Below are 16,955 nucleotides of genomic sequence, written 5' to 3'. Positions count from 1 at the left end.
TTTTTAAACCCTTTTTCACTCGAAGAATATCACCGAACTCCTCAAAGAGTTTCTGGGTTTCAGCGTCATTCGGATCATACGGTTCTTGTTCCTGTTTCTTTGCTGATTCGCGTATCATTTTTTTAATTTCTTTATGCGATCTTTTGGCTAATAGATTAACACCCTTGTCCGAATCACCATTATCTCCAATATTATCAACGCTATAACTGTCATCAGAGGTGTTAAGTGAACCGTCTGGATCCTTGTCACCATCATCATCACATTCAAGCTCTAAATCATACATCTGGTAATACTCCCCACCGACATCCCATTTCGGATCCTTGGTCAACTGATACGGCGTTGGTAAACTGTTCGGCCGCGAAACCCTGACATACGCTTTCCCGGATCGCTTCGCTTTCTCCAAAGCTTGATCGTCTGAAAATTCCAGTCCTTTCTTGTCACACCAGCATAAGGTTTCCGTTTTTAACCCTTGTCGAAACCCAGCTTGATTCCCCACGGGCTAGGCGCGTTCGGCTGAAAAGGACGTCCCTGGTCCCTGCCCGTGCCATAAAACTTGTATCTTTTGCTACATTTTGCTTGACCTTTTTTTATAAGATGCCGATTATAGAAATGTAGCGGGTAAATCCTGGGCAGGCCGTGACACCCATTGAGGGGTCATAAGCATATTTTGAATATGTCGGTTCCAGGGGCCGCTATTTTTTTTTGGGAGACTTTTTATGAATCTTTATATTGATGAAAGTAGAGATCTTGGTTTTACTTTCAAGCCTCGTGGTAAAGGTTCAAGCCGTTATCTGACAATTGCCTTCCTGCTTGTTCCCAAAGAATTATCCCATTTACCCAAAAGAGTCGTAAAAAAGCTGTATAAAGGGAGGAAGGTCCATTTAACCCGCCTATTTTTCGCCTGATAAGACAAGCTCATCACTCGATAGCACCCCTAAACCCATAACTTGCTTGACAAAACAACTTCACGCCTGTACGTCTTCATCACCTTTCTCTTTCACTCCATGCTGAGTTAAAATCTCTTCGTCCATTTCTCCATCCGCTTTTCGACTTCAGCCTGAGAAAATATCTTTCCTTGCTTTACATCTTTAAGGCCTGTTTGTACTTTCTGACGGACATACAGATGATACTGAATTTCCTCGAGGGTACTATCATCTGGAAGGTCTTTTAACAATTCCATTACCTCTTGTTTGGCTGTCTGCATTATGCAACTCCCATTGTATACGATTACCCTTTTTTAAGAAAAGGGTTGGCGGTTATGGCTTCAAAGCCAGATAATATTAAACTAATGTGTAAGTTTCTTATACCATTTTTTAGAATCGAAATAAACGATAAAAACCCCTGGCTCCTTAGAGGAAAATCAGGGGTTTATGTTTTTTGTGGTGATCCCAGGGGGAATCGAACCCCCGTTACCGGCGTGAGAGGCCGACGTCCTAACCGCTAGACGATGGGACCACAAAATTAAATGGACAATGTACTGAATCGAATATAGAAATGGAGGGAGTTTGTCAAATGCTATTTTTTTGGTTTCCTGTGTGGTGTTGTGAATGAGCGCATGACATCCTATATTCCCTATGTCAACTAACCCGCATTTCTCATGAAGAATTTATTTTGTTTGTTAAAACAACAATAAACCGATTCGAAATCCAGAGATTATATTAAAATCGGGTGACTCCTATCAAAAACACGCTGTTTAGATGATTTCTATCATTTAAAAATAAATTCTTCACCAAAGGCGAGCCTGAACAACACAGGAACGGCGTTATTCAGCCCTCGAAGTAAAAAGCTACGCCTTCGGGCTGAAATGCCTTGTTCCTGAGCCGTTCAGTCTCGTGAGAAAACCGGGCTAATACCTAAAACGAACAAAGAAACAAAAGCTTGACTTTCTGGTCTGGTTTGGTCAGACTAGATCCTCAAGGAGGAATTTGGCATGCACATAACCAATATTTCAGAGGCTAAGGCCCAGCTGTCGGCACTCATTGAAAAAGTCTTGTCCGGTAACGAAGTGATTATTGGCAAGGCCGGCAAACCTGTTGCCAAGCTGGTTCCCTATGAGCGCAGCGAAGAGACTCGCCATCCCGGTGCTCTGCGCGGCAAAATAAAAATAGCCGCAGATTTTGACGACCTGCCCGGGGATGTCGCCGAAGCGTTCGGGATGGATGGCTAATGAACCTGCTGCTCGATACCCAGGTCCTTTTGTGGTGGCTCGACGACCATCCAACGCTTTCCAAAGTGGCAAGGAGTGCCATCGCAGATGGCGGCAACCTGGTTTTTATCAGTGCCGCCGCCATTTGGGAAATACGGATCAAACAGGCGCTGGGAAAACTTGAAATTCCTCCCGATTTTAGAAGCGTTTTGGACCAACAACCATTCGAAACGCTGCCCATTACCGCCGACCATGCCCACATGATCAGCGCTCTTCCTGCATATCATCGCGACCCGTTCGACAGAATGTTTATCGCCCAGGCAAAAGTAGAAGGCCTGACACTTGTCACTCGTGACAGTCATCTTAAACAGTATAAGATTGCCATCATCGAGGCTTGAACTGCATAGCGAGCGCATTCCTCTCCCGGGAAATGAAAAATATTTTGGACAGGATAACAGGATGGACTTGATATTATAAAAAATAAGAAAGTACAGTTCCTGTATATCATAAATCATTATCCTGTAACGCCTCTTTCATTTCAAAGCCACAGAAAAAAATATACTTTAATCTTAATTTAAAAAATGTGTTTTACTATAGTCTGATCGGACTGGCATGTAATTATATGTTTTTACAGGATTTGAGTTTGTTGATTAACAGGAAAAAATAATCTTGTTTATCCTGTAATCCTGTCTAAGAAATTCAATGGTTTTGGGAGAGAAGAATATCTGCACCCGTTTGATTTGTCCATTTGTAAGCAAAGATAAATCCTTCATGAGATATGCGGGTCAGGCTTCCGGCCCTTCCGATATCCAACAACCAGATAAATCAACCATCCGATAAAGGGTATCAAGGCAATAAATGCCCACAGCGCTTGCATGCCAATGGAGCCGAAGTCCTTGCGGGCAATATCGATGATTGCCGCGATGGTGAATATATAGAAGACGACACCGATTTTTATCCAGAAAAAAATAGTTGCAATATCCAATTACGAATTCATCATCCTTTCAACAGCGCAGATATTTTTAAGATGGCGTCAACATAATAATTGCTTTTGTTATAGCGGTAAATGACCTTTTTAGCCCCTTGTTTGCCAATCCCGGTATGCCAGCCAAAGTGTTTCAGGTAACTGGCGATGCTCGCGATGGCATCGGCGTGGTTAAAGAGGTCTATTTGACCGTCGTCGTTGCCGTCTTTTGCATGGGCCAGGATGCTGCTGGGCATAAATTGGGCGATGCCCAGGGCTCCGGCATATGAGCCGTAAACGGTCAGCGGGTCAATATTCTCTCTGGCAGTATATTTAAGAAATGCCTTAAGCTCGGTATAGGCCCATTTTGATTTTTTCCGCGCCCATTTTTCGTATCTTTTCCTTGATAACTTCTGCGATTTTAAAGTTTCATTCCAAAACATATCCCGAACGTTTGAATCGTATAGAGATGCCATGGTTGAAAGCATGTTCACGGTGGAAGGGCCGCCCAAAAAGTTACCGAGTTGTGATTCCACCAGGATAATGGCCGTGATAATTTCTTTGTCGACGCCGTATGACTTGGACGTGCTTGCGAGAATGGGTTTGTGCTTTTGCATGTATTGACGGGCTTTTAAGATGGAAGCCGGCGATGAAAACTGATCATAATTGAGCGTGGCTTCACGATGCAGTATAAAGCGGGAAACGCCCTTTGTTTCAAAATACACTTGTGACCTACTGTAAAGCTTTTTAATCCTGCCTTTACCAAAACCGTCTTGAATCAGCCTTTTTTGAAGGGTTTTAAAATATGGCTCGCTGTTGATTGCCAGGGCGGGTGCCTCGGCAGATAACACCAACAACAGGGTCAGCATATAACTAATGAACAATAAATATCTAAGAAAGGTTTTCATAATCATCAATTTTAATTATTCATAGAAAAAAACATTTGCCACAAAGGCACAAAGACACAAAGGGTATATTTACTATTTTTGCTTCGTGCCTTAGTGTCTTCGTGGCAATAAAAAAACATTTGCCGCATTCATCATGTATTTGTTATGGCAACTTGAGAGCGCTTACGCCTGGTAAAAGTGGTCAGATGACGATATCCGGCCTTAAGCAGCAGGGGCCAGGCCTTGTCGTAATGCTGCCCGACATTCTCCGGTTTGTGGGCATCTGAACCCAAGGTGATACTGATTCCTTGTTCACGGCAGTTTTTAATTATATCAAACGACGGATATATTTCCCGGGCCGGATGGTTATATCCGCTGGTGTTGATTTCCACGGTCATATGCTTGTTTTTTATTATTGATAAAATTTCATTAAACTCTTTGTCTAAGGATCTGGAAGATTCCCAGCCGAATTTTTTGACAAGATCAAGGTGGCACAGCACATCAAAGTAATTATAATCCAGCATCTTTTTAAGGTGTTCAAGATAAAGATCGTATACATAATCCGGTTCCAAATCACCTTGTTTCCACGGCGAACTGTGGCTGGCAATGTTCAGACCGCCCAGGAAATGCAGGGAACCGCCAATGACGTCAAAAGAGTATCTTGCTGTAATTTCCTGAAAAAAATCAACATGATCCGGGTTAAAATCTATCTCCAGTCCGATTTTGACATTGATGGACCCTCTGTATTCTTGTTTAAGGCGCTGCAGGGCCTGAAAATAGAAAGGGACCTCTCCCGGTGCCATGGAGAGATTGTCTGCGGCCGGCTGCATGGTCAGATGATCCAGAAAACAGATATCTTGTAAGCCGATCTCGACAGCTTTTTGTATATATGCTTCCATGCCGCCTTCGGCATGGTCACACAGCGATGTATGGACGTGGTAGTCGATCATATAATAAAATCGCTTCACGATTTTATGCAATGCGGCTGCGCCGCTTACTAAACTATCCCGGGTTGATCCAAACTAGTTGACATGCTATGAGTCGGGATGTCAAACAGTTAAATCAAGATTATGGCAAAGACTTCAAAAACATTATTTTCCTGCCAGTCGTGCGGCTATCAGGTCCCCAAGTGGATGGGCAAATGTCCGGACTGCGGCCAGTGGCAGACTTTTGTGGAAGAAACCATATCCACCAGGCCGCTTCAAGGAGTGGCCAAGTATTTATCAGCGGTCCAAGCGGTGCCCGTTGCCATAGATTCTGTTACATTTGAGCAGGAGAGTCGTTTAAAGACCGGCATCAGAGAATTCGACCGCGTCTTAGGGGGTGGCCTTGTTCCCGGAACCCTTGTTTTGATTGGTGGAGATCCGGGGATCGGCAAATCGACCTTGATGCTGCAAGTCCTTCACGGTCTGTCAAAAGAGGGCCATAAAGTCTTATATGTATCCGGGGAGGAGTCGATCCGGCAGATAAAAATGCGCAGCCAAAGGTTGTCGGCGGTATCCCCTGACTTGCTGGTGGTTTCAGAGATAGACCTGGAGTCGATTTTGGCAATGCTGCAATCAACACAAGCGGATGTTCTTGTTATCGATTCGATTCAGACCATGTTCAGTCCCGACCTGACCTCGGCTCCCGGCAGCGTCAGCCAGGTGCGCGAATCAACTGTACGGCTTATGCTCGTGGCCAAGCAAACCGGCACATCCATATTTTTAGTCGGCCATGTGACCAAAGACGGCGCCATCGCCGGCCCCAGACTGTTGGAGCATATGGTTGATACGGTTCTTTACTTTGAAGGGGATCGCAATTATGTGTTTCGAATATTGAGGGCTGTAAAAAACAGGTTCGGATCGACCAATGAGATCGGCGTATTCGAAATGAATGAGAGCGGCCTGCAAGAAGTTGCCAACCCATCGGCCGTGTTTCTTTCCGAACGTCCTGCCAACACCCCCGGATCGGTCGTGACAGCCAGTATGGAAGGCACACGACCCATTCTTGTCGAGTTGCAGGCCCTTGCCAGCAGCACCAGCTTCGGAAACCCTCGCAGAACCATTCTTGGCATTGACCAGAATAGAGTTGCATTGCTGGTTGCTGTAATGGAAAAAAAACTGGGCATGCATTTAATGGGATATGATATTTTTATAAATGTCGCCGGCGGCGTTAAGATTAATGAACCCGCCATTGACATGGGCATCGTTGCTGTGGTTGCATCCAGCTTTTTAGACCGGTCGATTCAAAATGGCACGATTGTTTTCGGCGAGGTCGGTCTGACCGGAGAAGTCAGGGCCATAGGCCATGTTGAAGCCCGGGTGGCGGAGGCCAAAAAAATGGGATTTACAAGATGCCTCCTGCCTGAAAGCAATTTGAACCGCATTGCCGCCACAAAAGGAATGGAGCTCAAAGGCATAAAGACCGTGTCGGAAGCCATGGAGGAACTATTTTGAGCCTGATTCGCCCATTTGCTGTGTTATAAGGGGTTCGCAGTAGTACACTACGGCTTCACCCCTTATGCCTTGCAAATGAACGAATCAGACTCAAAATCCTGGTTAACCTATGTATAAAATCTCGAAGAGATTTTATTATGAAACGTTCAAACACAAAGCGAAACCGCTGGCAGGATCATTATTCGCGTCGGGCAAAAAAGGAGAAATTTCCGGCCAGATCGGTCTATAAGCTTCAGGAGATTCAGCGCAAGTATAATCTGATTAAAAAAGGAGATAAGGTTCTCGATCTCGGATGTTCTCCCGGATCATGGCTGCTTTTGGCGGCGAAGCTGACAGGTGCCGGCGGGCGGGTAGTGGGGGTCGACCTGCAGCCCGTTTCCATAGAAATACCATCAAACGCCAGAGTTTATAAGGCCGATATCCTGTCAATAAATGATGAATTTTTTAGATCCGAGGGCCAGGATTTTAACATAATTCTCAGCGATATGGCCCCGGCCACGAGCGGCAGCAAACATGTTGACAGCGCCAGGTCTTTCAACCTTTGCCAGGCAGCTTTGTCGATCGCTCAAAACATGCTGATACCCGGGGGCTCTTTCGTTTGCAAGATCTTCCAGGGGGAGGATTTCAAAGCGTTTTCAGATTCAGTTAAAAGCAGCTTTAATAAAACCAGGATTTTTAAACCACAAAGCAGCCGCAAGGCCAGCCGAGAGATTTATATTATCGGATTAGGCAAGAAATAGGAGGTTAATATGTCGGGGCACAGCAAATGGTCGTCTATCAGGCATAAAAAAGGCGCAACGGATGCCAAGCGGGGTAAGCTGTTTTCCAAACTGATCAAAGAGATTACCGTTGCCGCCCGTATGGGAGGTGGAGATCTGGCCTCGAATTCGAGGCTGCGAGCGGCTATCCAGGCCGCAAAAAATGAAAATATGCCCAAGGATAACATTGAAAGGGCCGTCAAAAGAGGGACCGGCGAACTTGAGGGCGTCAATTACGAAGAGGCCGTTTATGAAGGGTACGGACCTGGCGGCGCAGCTGTTTTTATTGAATCTCTTTCTGACAACAAGAACAGGGCTGTTGCGGATATTCGGCATATATTAAGCAAAGCCGGCGGGAATCTCGGAGCCAACGGATGCGTGGCCTGGATGTTTGAGAAAAAAGGCTACATTGTTGTTGAGAATAAGGCGGTCGATGAAGAAGTTTTAATGGAGGTCGCCATTGATGCCGGTGCCGAGGATGTCAGGGAAGATAACAGCAACTACGAAATCATTACGGCCGTCCAGGATTTTGAACAGGTCAAAGATGCAATTGAAAAACAGTCGATCCCCTGCATTGTGGCTGAAATCACCATGTTTCCCCAGTCAACCGTAAATCTTCAGGGCAAGGAGGCAGAGCAGATGATCCGTTTGATGGAGACGCTTGAAGATTGTGACGATGTCCAAAAAGTTTACACCAATGCCGACATCCCCGAGGAGTTGATGGGCGGCTAGCGACTATATACACTAAATCCCGCTTGCGGGTGGCGAATAACGATCAGGTCCACTTACCCCAAAACCTCATTCATGCGTTTCAAATCCTCCTTTTTACCGATAACAACGATTGTATCTCCGGATTCAAGTTTTTCCGTCGATGTAGGGTTGAAAACCATCTCGTTGGTTGGTTTCTTGATGGCGACGATGACCACACCGAATCTCGGGCGAATTTGGCTATCGATAAGGGTTTTCCCGATGAGGTCGGATGCTGGACCGACAACAGCTTCTTCCATTTTGAGACCCAACTTGCTATCCATCATGGCGGTATCGATAAAGTCTACCACCGTCGGTTTCTTTAAGATTTGAGCCATTCTTCTTCCCCCTAAAAGATAAGGACAAACAACTCTGGAAGCACCGGCCTTAAGCATTTTGCTCTCATTCTTCATATCCGATGCCCGGGCCAGAACAAAGATATCGGGTCTCAATCCCCTGGCGGTCAGGGTGACGAAAACATTATCTGCATCCGACCTGACAGCTGTTACAATTCCCCTGGCCTTGTGGATGCCCCCCTGAAGCAAGGCTTCTTCAGAGGTTGCATCCATATTCAGGTACAGAAAATGATCCTCCTCAAGCTGTTTGATCTTCTCTGAATCCTGTTCAATCACCACAAAGGAAATCTTTTCATCAAACAGCTCACGGCTGATAACCGTTCCAATGCGTCCAAACCCGCAGATGATATAGTGGTCATTTAATTTTGATATTTGCTTTTCCAACTTTCTCCTCCCTAATATCCTACTCAATTCCCCCTCGACAAAGATTCTGGCTACTTGACCGAGCGTATAGGTTAATACGCTGATTCCTGAAACGATGATGATGACGGTCATGATGCGGCCGACTTGGGAAAGGGGTTTAATTTCAGAAAATCCCACCGTACTGACGGTAATGACAGTCATATAGAAGGCATCAAAAACCGGCATATCTTCAAAGACAGAATACCCGGTGGTGCCCGCAAAGATAATTGCAAGTAGGAGTATAAGCGAAATTCGTAGTCTGGAGTAATCCATATTCGCTAAAGTATTCGTGGGAAAGGGTGATTATCAGAATCTAATGTAAAATCCGGGTAATATTGTTTATGTGAATTTAAATAACACAGGGGCAGCAGAAATGTAAATATTTCTATTCACGATGAACGGCAACACGCAACTACCCAATTGAGTTCGACTCAATGGAGTCATAGCTATGCGGGCTACTCGTCAAGATGCAGAACCTCCGCACCTTCAGGAATTTTAAAGGTAAACAGGGCGTCGTCGAGGTTCTGATGGAACTGAATATTGTTCAATTCAATGCTGGTTTTGTCATCGTACGCGTTATAAGTGACGATACGAACTATATCAAATGTTTTGGTTGAAATTAACAGATGTATCAAAGATATGTCTAATGTTTGTTCAATAGGCAACAATTTCAGCAGGTAGCTGTCGTTTTGGAGCTCATTGGAGAGAGTTATATAAAACTTGTTCCGCAATAACCTGATATCTGCAAGAAACCCGGCCCCCTTGCCGTTTCTGAAAAAATCAGGGGCTTTTCCGATCAAAACCTGCTGATCTTCGGGCCGGTAGATCCATAAGGTGTTGCCGTCCGTGATGATAGTTTGCGGTTCCGGTTTTTGGTACTCCCACCTCATCATGCCGGGACGTTTGACGAAAATTCGGCCCGAGGCCGTATCAGTGATATCCATTGCGGTTATAGTTGAAACCTGAAAAAAGCGGGCCTCAAAGCCTGTGGCGGCATAGCGCCTTTCAACACGGTCTATGACTTCATCCAGCGACAGCTTGGGCGACGCCTTGTTTGCATCTAGTGTTTGGGGAGCATCCTGGCATAAGGCCGCCTGAGCCCCAAAAAATACAAGGCTAAATAACAAGAACAGAATTCGCTTAGGTTTCATCAGCAATCCCCATTAAGGCATGACCCCGTACTGCTTGAGCTTTTTATGAAGCGTTTTTCTGGTTATGCCCAGCCGGCGCGATGCTTCGCTTTTGTTGCCTTCGACAGCTTCCAGGGTGCGTAAGATGGTGGCTTTTTCAACCTCATCCAGGGGCATGTCGATGTCAATATGGCTCAAAGCCTGCAAGGTCTCCTCCGGCTGCTGCACACTGTCTTGCATGAGCCTGAGGTCCTGCTCGTCAAGGTATTCGGAGCGCGCCAGCACTACACCTCTTTCAACAGCATTCATCAGTTCGCGGACATTGCCGGGCCAGTGATGCCTAATCAGCTGATCCATGGTTTGGGGTGTAAAGCCCTTTATCTCTTTGCGATTTTTTTCGGTAAATACTTCCAAAAAATGCCGGGCCAGCAAGGGAATATCATCTCTTCTCTCTCTTAACGGCGGGAGCTTTAGATTGACGACGTTCAGGCGGTAATAAAGATCTTCCCGGAACGACCCCTTAGAGATCTGGTCAGGAAGATTTTGATTGGTGGCCACGATTAGTCTCACGTCTACCTTGATCACCTTGTCCCCGCCCACGCGGGTGATCTCTCTTTCCTGCAGTACCCGCAACAGTTTTACCTGCATGGTCAGCGGCATTTCACTGACTTCGTCCAGAAACAGGCTGCCCCCGTTGGCTTGAAAAAAGCGTCCTTCTTTGCGGCGGTCGGCACCGGTAAAAGATCCTTTTTCATGCCCGAAAAGTTCTGACTCGAGAAGTGTTTCCGTGATGGCCGCGCAGTTGATTTTTATAAAGGGCCCGTCTTTTCTGGGGCTGTTAAAATGAATTGCCCCGGCGATCAATTCCTTGCCCGTGCCGGACTCTCCGGTGATCATCACGGTTGCCTCGGAAGGGGCCACATGGGCCACCGTTTCCAGAAGATTCACCATGGCCGGACTGCGCCCAACGATGTTGCGGATGTCAAAATGCCGGCCGAGGCTTTCTCTCAGGATGCGGTTTTCTTCTTTTAGCTGGGTGTGCTCCATAGCTCTTTCGATCGTCAGGCGCAGCTTGTCGAAATCAAGAGGTTTGGTAAGATAATCGTAAGCGCCTTTTTTGAGAGCTGCAATAGCGGTTTCAACCGATGAATAGGCGGTCATGATGGTTACCGGTATGGAGGGGTTAAAGGCTTTAATCTGTTCCAGAGCCTCGATACCGGAAACCTTTAACATGCGCACATCCATCAAAACCAGGTCAAAGGGGCGTTGCTCCACTTGTTCGATAGCAGTAGAGCCGTCATCGGTCTCGACAATGTCATATCCCCATCCCCCAACGAGGGTCCGTAACATGGTGCGATGGGTGCTGTCGTCATCAACAATCAGTATAGTATTTTTTGTTTTCATCGCCTTTCTCTTATTGTTTGATTCGGTAAAAAAATGGTAAAGGTAGTGCCCTGGTCGGGCTGGCTTTCAACTTTTATCTCGCCGTGGTGGGCCTCAATAATGTTGTGGACAATCGCCAGCCCAAGGCCTGTACCGGATGCTTTGGTGGTAAAATATGGATCAAAAATGTGAGCCAGATCCTCTTTGCTGATGCCTGCACCGCTATCGGAGATCCGAATTTCCACCCCTTCTTTCTCGGCGTTCACTGAAAGCCCAACGGAAAGATTGCCGCCGCTATCCATCGATTCGATGGCATTTAGATAAAGGTTCAAAAGAACCTGGCTGATTCTGTCGGAATCAATATAGACTTCATCAATTTCAGGTGCAAGCGTAGTTTGAATTGTTATGTTTGCCTCTAAAGCTTGATTTGCTATGAGTTCAATAGAGTTTTCTAAATAGCGTTTGATTTGAATCGGTTTTCTCAAAATTGTAATTGGACGGGCAAACTCATGAAGTTCGCCGACAACCCGGTTTAAGCGATCTACTTCCTGAATCATCAGGTTTGAAATGTGCTGATCTTCAGGTATGTTATGATATCTTTCCTTGAAATAGGTGGCAAATCCTTTAATGGAACTTAACGGATTGCGGATTTCATGGGAAACACCGGCTGCCAGCCTTCCCACGGATGCCAGGCGCTGGCTTCTGGCAATCTCCTTTCTCAAAGCACGCACTTCGCTGAGATCTTTAAACAACAGAACATATCCAAGAAACGTTTCGCTCTCATCATAAAGTAAGGTGGCGCCGACTTCCAGGGGAATTTTTTTGCCATTCCGGACGATGCAGTCGAGCTCCTTTTCAACAATTCCTTTTTCCAAATCGGAGTTGCTCAGCAGCTTCCAGAGCTCCGCCGGGAGAACTTGCTCGGCATCCTCTCCGATGGTTTCATGCAATGAAAGCTGCATAACCGATGCAGCCACATTATTGAAAGAAGTAACCCTTTTATTGTCGTCTAATACCAGCAGGCCGATGGGCATGTTCTCGACGACATTATCAGCAAAAGCTTTAATCCTGGAGAGCGACGTTTTTGCGGCGCGATAGCTCTGGGCTAAAAAAAGAAAAATAATGCCGGTAAATCCGATAAACAGCAATATCAGACCCATGACAACCGCATGTTTGGTGTCGGATTTAATGGCCTCGTCAATCGTACTCATATCCAGACCCACAAAAATAATGAAATCCGACGGAGTTATGGCTAGGCGGGTGTTACCGCTTTGTTCCATCCACAATTGCATCATCATGTGGCCGCGACGCATACCCATAGGTCCACCGGCAGGTGAGAGCCTGCGAAAAACTTCAAATATTTTTTGGTTGCCGGGCTTTGATAAAAGGCGCCACTGCACCGCCTTAAAGCGCTCAATTTTTAGATCCAATCCTTTGCCATAGGTTTTGCCGATATATGCAGGGTTGTTGTGTACCATGACGACCCCGTTGATATTGGTGACAAGCAGATGAAGAATGTCAGGTTGCTGAGCCGTCTCGGTAAGAAGCTTTTGAAGCTGGAGTCCGCTCCAGTGCATTCCCATGCCTGTACGGGCGCCGGCCTCAAAAGACCTTATCAAAGCCGCGCCTTTTTCCAGCAAGAGGCGAATGCTGTTTTCCTTCTGGCGGTTTATACTTTGCATGGTCATAAATGCAAATATCGGAAAGAGCACCGCCACAGCGCCGATAAATATCCAAGCTGGAACACCGGTCCAGAGTCTTTTATGGAAGGCTTTGAGGGTCATGGTGCTTTTAATGGCAATATTGATGCCATATTAACTTTTAATAGCAATATTGATGCCATATTAGCTATTGATGAATTTTTAAAAGGTCGAATGCATTATTATGCTATGATTTTTGTGTCGTAGTTATAGATACATAAAACCTAACACTTTAAACGCTGGCAATAAGCCAGGGGTCCGTCTGGTAATATCAGCGAATCGCAAAACCGGCAAGCCAATTAGTTTTGCACTTAAAAACATGGATATTTTTTACCCATTTTGGACGTTCTGTTCGGCAGGCCTGGGTACTTAGTATCCACCATCTGGTTTTGGGGAGCAAGAACATTTTTCATTATTGTATCATTCGGCCAATAGATGGGAAACTAACATACCAATCGAGTCAAACTCGAATAGGGGTTTTACTTCATTGGTCTGGATCGGATTCCGGGATAAAGAGCTTGATGGCTGCAATCTCATTGGGCCTGATAGGCCTCCAGTCGATGGCATAGAATGTTTCAGTGCCGAAATAGGACTTGGGCGTAAAAGTGGCAACATACATCCGATCGAGTTCACCCGGAAAGTGCTCAATCCAGAGAATCTCGTTGATATCGAGATCAAAATCCCTGCATATCCTTTTTCCCAGGCTTTCGGCGCAAGTAGTTTTAAATAGGCCTTGCCCAGTCTGCGTGGCAACAACGACAATCGGCTTGAGATGCTTGACATCCGGCTGATTCACCGCAAAGTCTATGATCCTCAGCCGCCAGGAGCAGGCCCACTTGCCAATTGAAATTGGTGGTCCGTTGTCCTGCCGCCGCAGCCGGTATGTACCGTCGAAAAAAATCAAAATATTAGTTCCCCGACTTTTAGAGACCTTTGTAAAGGTCTCTTTTAAAAAAGCGGTATCTGCAAATCTTTTTTCTTTTTCCAGCCTTTGATCGGTCCCCGGCGCATTTGTGCAAACATACCTGGGGCAAGTTTAGTGTGTCGAGCCCAATCTAACATGATTTTGGCGATCTTTTCAGCCGTGCTCTCCTTCCAGCCGGTACTAAGCTTATCGCTAAGTTCAAGGCCAAGCATCAAAAGCGCTCCCCCTTTTTCTTTATGGGTGTCGAGTATTTCCAGAAAGGCTGCAAACGACTTTAGCTGCAAAGCGCCTTCTGCAAACAAATGCGGGCGCTGATCCGGGTTTGATACGAACTCAAAACCTTTGGGAAGAACTTTTATCAGCCGGGTCTTTCTTTGAATGAAACCCAGATCTTCTAATGTTGCCAGAGCTTTGAAAATCGTACTTTTCTTAAGGCCTGTCCAGTCAACGCTACCGTCTGTTTGGAAGGCCTGAACAAGCCTGATGGCCAAAGCTTCAACCGGCGAATATTGTATTTGCGGTGTTTTCGCGCCGGATCTTTTGGGCAGCAGAAGATGGCGTTCCCGAATTTCCGTTGCCGGATCGTAACGCATAAGTGACCGGTTTTTGCTGTCTGACAGTGCCAAATCGGCGGCGTCCATCCATTTTGCGAAAAGACGGGCATAGGTTAACCAGGATTGCCGCGGGGCCGACATGTAAGGGCATAACATCTCAAGCATGCCAGAGGCTTCATCGATTGTAAGCGAGTGGTTGTCTTCCAGTGCTTTTAAGAGCCGCCGAACCTGGCGGTTGCGGCGCAGTCTGTCACGGACATGACGGCGCCATGCAACCTCAAAATCTTGGGAAGATTCAGGAAGAGGGAGTTTAAGGATAATTTTGCCGTTATCCACTTTTATCAGCCCCAGCAGTTTCATATCTCTAACGATGCGATAAAAAGCTTTTTCTGATAAAGCAGTCTGGGTCCTGAATCTCTGTGCGGCAAGAGAGCCGTTTGCTTTTTTCAAAATTTTGGTTGCCCGCAGAACTTGACCCACTTTTGCAAGCAAGATATAGCTGTCTTTGACGGGTACTTTGCCGTCGGTTAGATAGTCTCGGAAAACGTCCCCGTATACGTCGTATGTATCGCCGATACTTATCAGCAGGCCTTGACGGGCCAGGCTCTGAACGGATTCAGGGTCATAGTTTTGACTCGATACCGACATACGGAGCGGTGCCGCATGGGCAACGCGGCGCAGCGTTGCTGCTGTTATTGACGGTAATCCGCGCAAATCTTCCTGGAAAAGGGCTTCAACGCTAAGCAGGTGCAGGGCGATGTCCGGCTGTGTTACGCCTGCCTGCCGCAAATCGACAACCCGGCTGCAAAGCTTTTTCAAAAGCCAGGGGTATCCTTGCGAAAATTCCGCAAGATGAAATCGAAGGTCTTTTTTTATGTTTTCTTGTAGTTTTTCGCTGAGTTTTTCTAAAAGCTCATTGGTTTCGGCGGAGGTAAAAGGGTTCAAGACAATATGCCGGCTTAAATCCGAAATGGTTGTCGGCAACTCTTTAGAAAAGCCGCTTTTCGGGTCCATAAGTCCTGTCTTGCTTGAGAAACCCAACACCACATTGGTTTGGGCGTCGCGGACTTTTCGCAATAGATTTTGAAAACGTTTGAAGATATCAGGTTGCAAAAAAATGTGCTCGAACTGGTCAAAAAAGATCAGCATCAGGATGCCGTGGCGTTCCAGTGATTGTCCAATTTCGAGCGTTGCTTGGACGGCGTCTTCAAAACTGCTCAAGGGTCTACTGCGGTCTGTTAGCGGGAGCCGGCCGCCGAAATCTCCCCATAGACGGATGGCGTAGTCCAGGGAATGCGGGATTGACCGTGATGAAAAAAGGGACCGCACGTCAAGGGCTACAGCAAAGTGACCGTTTGCTCTCAGACGGGCTATCCAGGCCAGCACCAGGGAACTTTTTCCACATCCTGATGCAGCCTCAAACAAGATGCTGCGACAAGACGTCTTTTTGTTGATAACGCTATTTGCAAAAGAATCGAGCTCTTCACAATGCGACCTTCTGCCGACAAAATGCTCGGGGGATGCCGGGTATTGAAACTCGAAGCATGCCGAGCTTCCCTGCAACTCGACAATGTCTTCCACCTCCTGAAACAGGCCCGGTTGCAAGGCCACAGTTCTGCTGACGGCGATGTTGTCATAATCGACAAGTTCGGAATACAGCTCTGCCAGATGGTCAAGGGTGGGTCTGTCCGACAGCAGCTCTCCTTTGGTGTCAAACACAGCTACGCGCTTTTTGATTCCTTGATCATGCCCGATGACATGCTGTACCCAGAACAAACCCTTGGCCGTGTACAGCAGAAGCCGGTCGCCGGGCTTACCGGCCGTGCGGGCGATACGTTTGGCGATGGTGTCCGGATGGACAGCTCCCGGCGTGTTCGTAACGGCTTTCAAAACTTCATTTTCTTCATAAAGGAGGGTTGTGACCTCAGGATTGTTTGCGATATGCTCCTGATAAAATGTTCTGGCAATACTGTCGACGCCGGGAAGGGCAATCAATAAGCCGTGACACCGCTTGTCCCGGTGCCATCGTGTCATATATTTGCCGAAAAATGCCTGAAGCTCGTGGGCGCTGACGGCTGTTTCAGAATATTTACACTCAGCATAAAAGGGCGAACCGGTAGCTTCATGTTTGCCCTCGACCTCGATCTCCATGGCCGTGTGGTTTATCTTCTTGATACGGGCGAGGTGGTATCCATGACGACCCAGAACTTGGGACATGAATTTCTCAAACAATTTGTTCCGGGCTTGAGGGTTGGGCTCTATTATAAATATTGTTTGCCTTCCCATGCCGGTTTCATCCTCTTGGTCCGCATTAAACGGCGATAGGTTCGAAATGTAACTACTGATAATATGATTTAGGACAATAGTAAGAATAGAACCTGATAGTCAGGTAGTTTACGGTAATGCCGGTGGAGTGTCAATGGATTATACAATCCAATATCAAGGACGTAGCCGTTAAGCTAAAGGCTATGAACATTGAACATCCAACGTCCAACATCGAATTTTGAATAAGGTATTCTGCCTATTTTTATAAACTATAAACTGGCGGAGCGAAGCGATTTCATC

Annotated in this window: 18 protein-coding genes and 1 tRNA gene; 7 read left to right on the top strand and 12 right to left on the bottom strand. The window is 46.5% G+C overall.

The window, feature by feature from the left end:
• Nucleotides 1-496, bottom strand: a 496-nt coding sequence (locus V3S16_RS03765; protein WP_413883340.1) for a hypothetical protein, incomplete at its 3' end; no start/stop codon positions are given.
• A 220-nt stretch (nt 497-716) separates the two neighbouring features.
• On the opposite strand from V3S16_RS03765, the gene V3S16_RS03760 reads away from it, so the two are divergent.
• Entirely contained in the window at nt 717-905 is a 189-nt protein-coding gene (locus V3S16_RS03760; protein WP_413883339.1) for a hypothetical protein, read from the top strand.
• A 107-nt stretch (nt 906-1,012) separates the two neighbouring features.
• Here the strand turns inward: V3S16_RS03760 and V3S16_RS03755 are convergent, their stop codons facing one another.
• Complete coding sequence (locus tag V3S16_RS03755) at nt 1,013-1,204, bottom strand: hypothetical protein (RefSeq protein WP_413883338.1); 192 nt, start codon at nt 1,202-1,204, stop codon at nt 1,013-1,015.
• Between the two features lie 176 nt (nt 1,205-1,380).
• A tRNA-Glu gene (locus tag V3S16_RS03750) sits at nt 1,381-1,455 on the bottom strand.
• Nucleotides 1,456-1,930: 475 nt separating this feature from the next.
• Between V3S16_RS03750 and V3S16_RS03745 the strand changes: the two genes are divergently transcribed.
• On the top strand, nt 1,931-2,167 hold the full coding sequence (locus tag V3S16_RS03745; RefSeq protein ID WP_413883337.1) for a type II toxin-antitoxin system Phd/YefM family antitoxin: 237 nt from the start codon (nt 1,931-1,933) through the stop codon (nt 2,165-2,167).
• Complete coding sequence (locus V3S16_RS03740) at nt 2,167-2,544, top strand: type II toxin-antitoxin system VapC family toxin (RefSeq protein ID WP_413883336.1); 378 nt, start codon at nt 2,167-2,169, stop codon at nt 2,542-2,544. Before V3S16_RS03745 ends, V3S16_RS03740 begins: the two co-directional genes overlap by 1 nt.
• Nucleotides 2,545-2,915: 371 nt before the next feature.
• On the opposite strand, the gene V3S16_RS03735 is transcribed toward V3S16_RS03740, so the two are convergent.
• The 3 genes from V3S16_RS03735 to V3S16_RS03725 all read right to left on the bottom strand — a co-directional run bounded on the left by V3S16_RS03735 (nt 2,916) and on the right by V3S16_RS03725 (nt 4,965).
• Complete coding sequence (locus V3S16_RS03735; protein WP_413883335.1) at nt 2,916-3,131, bottom strand: PLDc N-terminal domain-containing protein; 216 nt, start codon at nt 3,129-3,131, stop codon at nt 2,916-2,918.
• Between the two features lie 11 nt (nt 3,132-3,142).
• The gene (locus V3S16_RS03730) at nt 3,143-3,994 is read right to left on the bottom strand and encodes a lytic murein transglycosylase (RefSeq protein ID WP_413883334.1); all 852 of its coding nucleotides are present in this window, start codon (nt 3,992-3,994) and stop codon (nt 3,143-3,145) included.
• A 155-nt stretch (nt 3,995-4,149) separates the two neighbouring features.
• Complete coding sequence (locus V3S16_RS03725; protein ID WP_413883333.1) at nt 4,150-4,965, bottom strand: histidinol-phosphatase; 816 nt, start codon at nt 4,963-4,965, stop codon at nt 4,150-4,152.
• 102 nt (nt 4,966-5,067) lie between these two features.
• Between V3S16_RS03725 and radA the strand changes: the two genes are divergently transcribed.
• The 3 genes from radA (at nt 5,068) to V3S16_RS03710 (ending at nt 7,925) form a co-directional block, all read left to right on the top strand.
• Nucleotides 5,068-6,435, top strand: coding sequence for a DNA repair protein RadA (gene radA, locus V3S16_RS03720; protein ID WP_413883332.1), 1,368 nt, complete (start codon nt 5,068-5,070; stop codon nt 6,433-6,435).
• 137 nt (nt 6,436-6,572) lie between these two features.
• On the top strand, nt 6,573-7,175 hold the full coding sequence (locus tag V3S16_RS03715) for an RlmE family RNA methyltransferase (RefSeq protein ID WP_413883331.1): 603 nt from the start codon (nt 6,573-6,575) through the stop codon (nt 7,173-7,175).
• Nucleotides 7,176-7,184: 9 nt separating this feature from the next.
• Nucleotides 7,185-7,925, top strand: coding sequence for a YebC/PmpR family DNA-binding transcriptional regulator (locus tag V3S16_RS03710; protein WP_413883330.1), 741 nt, complete (start codon nt 7,185-7,187; stop codon nt 7,923-7,925).
• Between the two features lie 53 nt (nt 7,926-7,978).
• Here the strand turns inward: V3S16_RS03710 and V3S16_RS03705 are convergent, their stop codons facing one another.
• The 4 genes from V3S16_RS03705 to V3S16_RS03690 form a co-directional block, all read right to left on the bottom strand.
• A complete protein-coding gene (locus V3S16_RS03705; protein ID WP_413883329.1) occupies nt 7,979-8,971 on the bottom strand; it encodes a potassium channel family protein in 993 nt (330 codons plus the stop codon).
• A 182-nt stretch (nt 8,972-9,153) separates the two neighbouring features.
• Nucleotides 9,154-9,849 carry an outer membrane lipoprotein chaperone LolA gene (gene lolA / locus V3S16_RS03700; RefSeq protein WP_413883328.1) on the bottom strand — a complete coding sequence of 232 codons (696 nt, stop codon included), beginning with the start codon at nt 9,847-9,849 and terminating at the stop codon, nt 9,154-9,156.
• Nucleotides 9,850-9,861: 12 nt separating this feature from the next.
• Entirely contained in the window at nt 9,862-11,232 is a 1,371-nt protein-coding gene (locus tag V3S16_RS03695) for a sigma-54-dependent transcriptional regulator (protein WP_413883327.1), read from the bottom strand.
• Nucleotides 11,229-12,689, bottom strand: a complete 1,461-nt coding sequence (locus tag V3S16_RS03690; protein ID WP_413883326.1) for a two-component system sensor histidine kinase NtrB — start codon at nt 12,687-12,689, stop codon at nt 11,229-11,231. The genes V3S16_RS03695 and V3S16_RS03690 overlap by 4 nt, the downstream gene beginning before the upstream one ends.
• Between V3S16_RS03690 and V3S16_RS03685 the strand changes: the two genes are divergently transcribed.
• Entirely contained in the window at nt 12,681-13,118 is a 438-nt protein-coding gene (locus V3S16_RS03685) for a hypothetical protein (protein ID WP_413883325.1), read from the top strand. The two genes, V3S16_RS03690 and V3S16_RS03685, sit on opposite strands and share 9 nt — an antisense overlap.
• Before the next feature lie 277 nt (nt 13,119-13,395).
• Here the strand turns inward: V3S16_RS03685 and V3S16_RS03680 are convergent, their stop codons facing one another.
• Complete coding sequence (locus V3S16_RS03680; protein WP_413883324.1) at nt 13,396-13,815, bottom strand: hypothetical protein; 420 nt, start codon at nt 13,813-13,815, stop codon at nt 13,396-13,398.
• 44 nt (nt 13,816-13,859) lie between these two features.
• Nucleotides 13,860-16,676, bottom strand: a complete 2,817-nt coding sequence (locus V3S16_RS03675) for a hypothetical protein (RefSeq protein WP_413883323.1) — start codon at nt 16,674-16,676, stop codon at nt 13,860-13,862.
• Nucleotides 16,677-16,955 lie beyond the last annotated feature (279 nt).

The sequence above is a fragment of the Candidatus Desulfatibia sp. genome (assembly GCF_036446775.1).
In the GTDB taxonomy this organism is placed as follows: Bacteria; Desulfobacterota; Desulfobacteria; order Desulfobacterales; family UBA11574; genus Desulfatibia_A.
The sequence above is the reverse complement of the archived record's forward strand: the minus strand, read 5'-3'. Positions and strand labels throughout refer to the sequence as shown.